Source organism: Gordonia sp. YY1, from assembly GCF_009872315.1.
GTDB lineage: Bacteria > Actinomycetota > Actinomycetes > Mycobacteriales > Mycobacteriaceae > Gordonia > Gordonia amicalis.
On sequence record NZ_WXYI01000069.1, the window covers coordinates 1 to 5,578 of the forward strand.

Here is a 5,578-nt window from a genome sequence, read left to right on the forward strand (position 1 = left end):
GACGCACGATCGGTAACCGCAACAACAAGAAGAACGGTCGCGGCTACGCCTTCGTTCATCACGCCGTTGATGACCACGATAGCGCCCCTTGGGGTGGTGGACTTCGGACCGGCGTGAGCCACGCGTTGTGATCAACGAGTCGTGGTGAATGTTAGGCGATTTGGCGTGTTTCGTCGACTGTTTCGGTGGCTTGATGTTTGGCGGCGATGACCTTGCGAAGTTCGGCCATGCTGATGTCGGAGAGGTAGCGGCGGGTGACTTGCCACTCGTCGTGGGCCTCGATCACGACCGCGGTCGCCAACCGCAGGAACGCGGCGGGGTTGGGGAAGATCTCGACGACATCGGCACGGCGTTTGATCTCCTTGTTGAGCCGTTCGATGGGGTTGTTGGACCAGATCTTCTGCCAGTGCGCGTGTGGGAACGCGGTGAACGCGAGCACGTCGGGTTTGGCATCGGCCATCATCGCCGCCACCTTCGGGAACGACGATTCCAGGGTGTCGGCGACCTGGTCCCACTGCGCGGCGACCTCGGCGGGCTCGGTGTGAGCGAAGATGGTCTTGACCGCCGCGGTCACCACGGGTGCCTGTTTTGCTGACACCGCACCGTGCAGGTTCCGCATGAAGTGAACCCGGCATCGCTGCCACGATGAGCCGGTGAACTGTTGGGCCACAGCGGCTTTCAATCCGGCGTGGGCATCGGAGATGACCAGATGCACCCCAGACAGACCCCGCGCTTTGAGGGAGGCGAGGAATTCACGCCAGAACTCGAAGGACTCCGAGTCGCCGACTGCGGTACCCAACACTTCACGGGTGCCGTCGATCGACACTCCCGTCGCCACGACCAACGCTTGCGACACCACGTGGGCACCGACGCGAACCTTGCAGAAAGTGGCATCGGCGAACACGTACGGGAACTCGGTGTGGGTCAGCGAGCGCTCGCGGAACGCGGCCACTTCCTGGTCGAGGCCGGCGCAGATGCGGGAGACTTCGGACTTGGAGATGCCCGAGGACACGCCGAGGGCGTTGACGAGGTCATCGACCGAGCGCGTGGACACGCCGTGGACGTAGGCCTCCATCACCACTGCGTGCAGTGCTTTGTCGATGCGTCTGCGTCGTTCGAGCAGGCTCGGGAAGAACGACCCGGATCGTAGCTTGGGGATCTTGACCTCGACATCACCCGAGGTCGTTGACACGGTCTTGGTGCGGTGGCCGTTACGGTGAGTCGAGCGTTCCGCGGAACGCTCATAGCGGCCGGCACCGATTTTCTCGCTGGCCTCGGCCTCGATCAGGGCTTGTAGGCCCGCTCGGATCAACTCGGCGAACACCGCGCCGGAATCAGCGGCCGTAAGTGCATCGAGCTGGGCGAGCAAGGCAGAATGATCGTGGGTCATCGCGTCGTGTGTCCTTCTGTTGAGTCACTGGGTAGGTAACTCACTGACCACTACGCGATGGCCCGCCTCAACAGGGGCACCGACACGCAACGTGACGGCCTCACCCCAGCCCCGAAACCCCACCACACCAGGGGACTCACCCATGACCCACCCGACTGGCCTACTCCGAGATCCTCGGCGACGAACGTAAAGAGACCGCCGCCGGATTCTGGTCGCGTGCGAACGCCTACTTCAACAGTCACGGAGTCACCGTCAAACAGGTACTCACCGACAACGGATCCTGCTACCGCTCACACCTTTTCAAGCAAACCCTGGGTCCCGAGATCACGCACAAACGTACCCGTCCGTACCGACCACAAACCAATGGCAAAGTCGAACGATTCAACCGGACGCTGAACCAGGAATGGGCCTACGCCCAGACCTACCTGTCAGACGAGGCCCGCGCCCAGACCTACCAGGACTGGGTTCATCACTACAATCACCACAGACCCGGCGGATTCAACTGGTCGTCGCAACACCATGATCATGGAGGTGTTCGCGGTGGCTACGGCGGACTGGAGTTGGAAGACCAGCGATGTGGCGGTAGGTGTTCGTCGGCAGTGGCGTGCTGATCGTGCACTTCGGCCGGCGATGCGATCGCCGGGGCGGCCGGAGCCGTCGCGGCAGGTGCAACGTGAGTTTTGGCGGGTGGTCGCGACGGGGGTGAGCACGGCGCAGGCATCGATCGCTGTCGGTGTGTCGGTGCCGGTGGGTACACGCTGGTTCCGCCACGCTGGCGGCATGAGGCCGCTGAGTCTGGATGAGCCTTCGGGCCGCTATCTATCGTTCGCCGAACGGGAAGAGATCGCGCTGCTACGCGCCCAGGATCGTGGGGTGCGTGAGATCGCACGGCGGATCGGGCGCAGTCCGGCCACGATCTCACGTGAGCTACGGCGCAACGCCGCAACCAGGAGCGGGAAGCTCGAGTATCGGGCGTTGGTGGCGCAGTGGAAAGCCCAGCAGGCCGCCAAGCGCCCAAAAACAGCGACGCTCGTGGCCCACGTCGAGTTGCGGGAGTACGTACAGCACCGCCTGGCCGGCGTTGTCCGCCGTCCCGATGGCACGATCGCTGCGGGCCCCACGCCACCACCGTGGAAGGGGCTTAACAAACCGCACCGTGCCGACCGGCGGTGGTCGCTGGCGTGGAGTCCAGAGCAGATCTCCCAGCGTTTGAAGGTCGACTTCCCCGATGATGAATCCATGCGTATCAGTCACGAGGCGATCTACCAGTCCCTGTTCATCGAGGGCCGCGGCGCGCTCAACCGTGAGCTGGTGGCGTGCCTGCGCACCGGACGTGCACTGAGGGAGCCGCGGGCCCGCTCGCGCAACAAGCCGCAGGGTCACGTCACCTCCGACGTCGTGTTCAGTCAGCGCCCTGCCGAGGCCGAGGACCGTGCCGTCCCCGGGCACTGGGAGGGTGATCTGATTATCGGAACTGGGAGATCGGCGATCGGCACTATCGTTGAACGTCGTAGTCGTGCAACACTTCTGGTGCATCTGCCACGCCAGAAGGGCGGGGGTGAGCAGCCGCCTGTGAAGAACGGGCCCGCACTCGGTGGCTACGGTGCCATCGCGATGAATGCAGGACTGACAGCGTCGATGGCCGTGCTGCCGCAGCAGTTGCGCAAAACGTTGACGTGGGATCGCGGCAAGGAACTGTCTGCTCACGCCCAGTTCGCGATGGACACCGGAACGCAGGTGTTCTTCGCCGATCCGCACTCACCGTGGCAGCGACCGTCGAACGAGAACACCAATGGTGTTCTGCGTCAATATTTTCCTAAGGGAACTGATCTGTCGCGGTGGTCAGCTGAGGACCTCGAGGCTATCGCCTACACCCTCAACAGCCGTCCTAGAAAAGTCCTCAACTGGAAGACCCCCGCCGAAGTCTTTGGCGAACAACTACACTCGGTACAACAACCCGGTGTTGCATCGACCGATTGAACGCGCCCAGTACACTTCAAAGGATTTCGCGATACTCTGCGCAGCTCTGGGCGTTGTCCAGTCTATGGGCGCGGTGGGGTCAAGTGCCGATAACGCGCTCGCCGAATCGTTCAACGCCAGCCTCAAACGCGAGATCCTGCAGGACCGCAGCCAGTGGCCCGACGCTGCTACCTGCCGCCGCGACGTGTTCCGCTGGCTGGTCCGCTACAACCTCCGACGACGGCACTCCCGCTGCGCTATTCCAGCCCGGCCAGCTACGAAAACACCACACATTCGCTACGCTGTCAGAAGCTGCCTAATCCAAATCCCGTGTCCACCATCCGGGGTCAAGGCCCAGCTTCCGAGTTCTCGGTAAGCAGAAATGATGTCCATACGGTCCTTCGCAGACTTCAATGGAACTCCCGGGCGGTGATGGTGATCGGTTGGCACCTTCACCGTCATCGCCTGGGCCTTCAGTTCCGGGTCGACACGACGAACACAGGGTGGGGACTTTTATCTGGCCACCAGCGGGGACCTCGACCTGGCCACCAGTGGGGACTTTCTCATGGCCATGGACAAGATGCCGAGTTCATCGGCAATCTGCGTGATCGTTGTGCCCTCGGTGTCTCGGTACAGCTCTACCGCGTCCCGTTTGAACTCGTCGGGATAATTCTTCCTTGCCATCGGTGTCGATCATCTCGCTTCCCCCGCCAATCTTGCGGGATTCAGCGTGTCCAACACCCGGGGTCAGGGTCCTCCTCCATCGTCACATCCAACCGAGAACCCGCCGTATGGCTCACCATGACCGCCGACGCGCTACTGGCCCAATCGGCCATCGACCGACTCACCTCACGCGCGCACACCCTCGTCATCGAAGGCCCCTCCTACCGCCAACGACACCGACCCGGACTTGACCGACCCAACCCCGCAGAGCATCCTCAATAACGCGCCAAGGTGGTCCCATCCTCGTGGCAATCCAGGCGGTCCCATAGCAGTGGCAAATGACATACGGTGATCGAGCATCCGCCGGGCGCCGAAACCCAGGGGGACTGGGTGGAGCTGCCTGATCCTCCTGCCGAATGGGGGTGGGCGTGAACATCGTCACGGCCGAGTCAACGGACAAAATGAAGGACCACCAGCGCGACGCGCCGGTGGTCCCATAACTGGCAATCCAGGTGGTCCCATCCCTATGGCAAACAATCAGCCCAGGTGGTCCCTTCACGGTGGCAAATGACACCGTATTGGCCCGGTCGGTCGCGGTTGCACAGTCGGTGCATACCGGACGCAAGTCGCGCGCCCGGATCTGCCGGGTCAACGTTTGATATGACTGCCGGTAGCCGAGGTCCTCGAGTTCGTCGCACAACGTGCGCGCCCACAGATGCGGATCCTCCATCAGCCGCGCGGTCACGTAGTCGACAAACTCGCCGAACGGATCGACCTGGGGTTTGGCCCGGACTCCCGGCGTGGTCGTCTCGTTGAGATAGTTGCGGATCGTGCGACGGTTGCAGCCCAGGTGCCGGGCAATCGCCGAGATCGTCCATCCCTGCTTTCGCAGGGCATGTGCTTCCACGGATTCTCCTTGTGTGAGCATGAACGAGCGGGTCTCCCTCGAAGGCTGATGTGTGGTCAGAGACCATCAGCATCGAGGAAGGCCCGCCCTGTTGGCGGTGCCACACAAGTGAGCAGTTTCAGTTAGCAGGACTGGGCAGTTTCAATGAGCGCCGTCACTGGTGCCGGCGGGGGCGATGGCGCCCAGTCGTGACGCCGACCGCTACTTCGTCCAGGACAAGTCATGCGCTTCGGCTGTGGGTGTGGGGTTGGTTTAGGAGGTGAGTCGGACGGTGAGTGTGCGGACATGGCTCATCGGTGTGGCCTCGTCGAGTACGTGTTGCGACATACGTTTCGAGCCCCCGCGCACCAAAAGACCGCCCCGCGGCAGAAGCCACGGGGCGGTGTGTTCTTCTGTGAAGCGCTCAAGCGGTAGCTTCGTCTGATCCGGACTCGATCGATCCGGTGACCAGTTCGCCGACGATGTCGGTAATGATTGCGCCCACGATAGCCTCGGCCATGATGGTGCCCCCTTCGATGTTGTGTGCTGATGACTGCGAATGTGGAGCGCTGGCTGCGATGTCCACCTCGCAAACTCTACGACTCGAGCCCCCGCGCACCAAAAGACCGCCCCGCGGCAGAAGCCACGGGGCGGTGTGTTCTTCTGTGAAGCGCTCAAGC

3 protein-coding genes and 4 pseudogenes are annotated in these 5,578 nt (G+C 62.7%); 4 read left to right on the forward strand and 3 right to left on the reverse strand.

Annotated elements, in window-relative coordinates; genetic code table 11:
* Nucleotides 1-151: 151 nt before the first annotated feature.
* Nucleotides 152-1,390 carry an IS256 family transposase gene (locus BPODLACK_RS23190; protein WP_159405424.1) on the reverse strand — a complete coding sequence of 413 codons (1,239 nt, stop codon included), beginning with the start codon at nt 1,388-1,390 and terminating at the stop codon, nt 152-154.
* Between the two features lie 149 nt (nt 1,391-1,539).
* On the opposite strand from BPODLACK_RS23190, the pseudogene BPODLACK_RS23195 reads away from it, so the two are divergent.
* From BPODLACK_RS23195 to BPODLACK_RS23740, 4 genes and pseudogenes are all read left to right on the forward strand, one after another.
* A pseudogene (locus tag BPODLACK_RS23195) lies at nt 1,540-2,001 on the forward strand (integrase core domain-containing protein); the annotation flags it as partial.
* Complete coding sequence (locus tag BPODLACK_RS23200) at nt 1,916-3,370, forward strand: IS30 family transposase (RefSeq protein WP_442903285.1); 1,455 nt, start codon at nt 1,916-1,918, stop codon at nt 3,368-3,370. The pseudogene BPODLACK_RS23195 and the gene BPODLACK_RS23200, both read left to right, overlap by 86 nt.
* 10 nt (nt 3,371-3,380) lie before the next feature.
* Nucleotides 3,381-3,631 (forward strand): annotated as a pseudogene (locus tag BPODLACK_RS23205) (integrase core domain-containing protein); the annotation flags it as partial.
* 474 nt (nt 3,632-4,105) lie between these two features.
* Nucleotides 4,106-4,294 (forward strand): annotated as a pseudogene (locus tag BPODLACK_RS23740) (ATP-binding protein); the annotation flags it as partial.
* 259 nt (nt 4,295-4,553) lie between these two features.
* On the opposite strand, the pseudogene BPODLACK_RS23215 reads toward BPODLACK_RS23740, so the two are convergent.
* Together BPODLACK_RS23215 and BPODLACK_RS23745 are read right to left on the reverse strand one after the other, a co-directional pair.
* Nucleotides 4,554-4,940 (reverse strand): annotated as a pseudogene (locus BPODLACK_RS23215) (helix-turn-helix domain-containing protein); the annotation flags it as partial.
* A 382-nt stretch (nt 4,941-5,322) separates the two neighbouring features.
* Nucleotides 5,323-5,578: hypothetical protein (locus BPODLACK_RS23745; protein ID WP_236577768.1), on the reverse strand; the 256-nt coding region annotated here is incomplete at its 5' end.

Coding starts and splice junctions, on each gene's coding strand:
- BPODLACK_RS23190 (WP_159405424.1), bottom strand. CDS start 1,390: ATGACCCACGATCATTCTGCCTTGCTCGCCCAGCTCGATGCACTTACG.
- BPODLACK_RS23200 (WP_442903285.1), top strand. CDS start 1,916: ATGGAGGTGTTCGCGGTGGCTACGGCGGACTGGAGTTGGAAGACCAGC.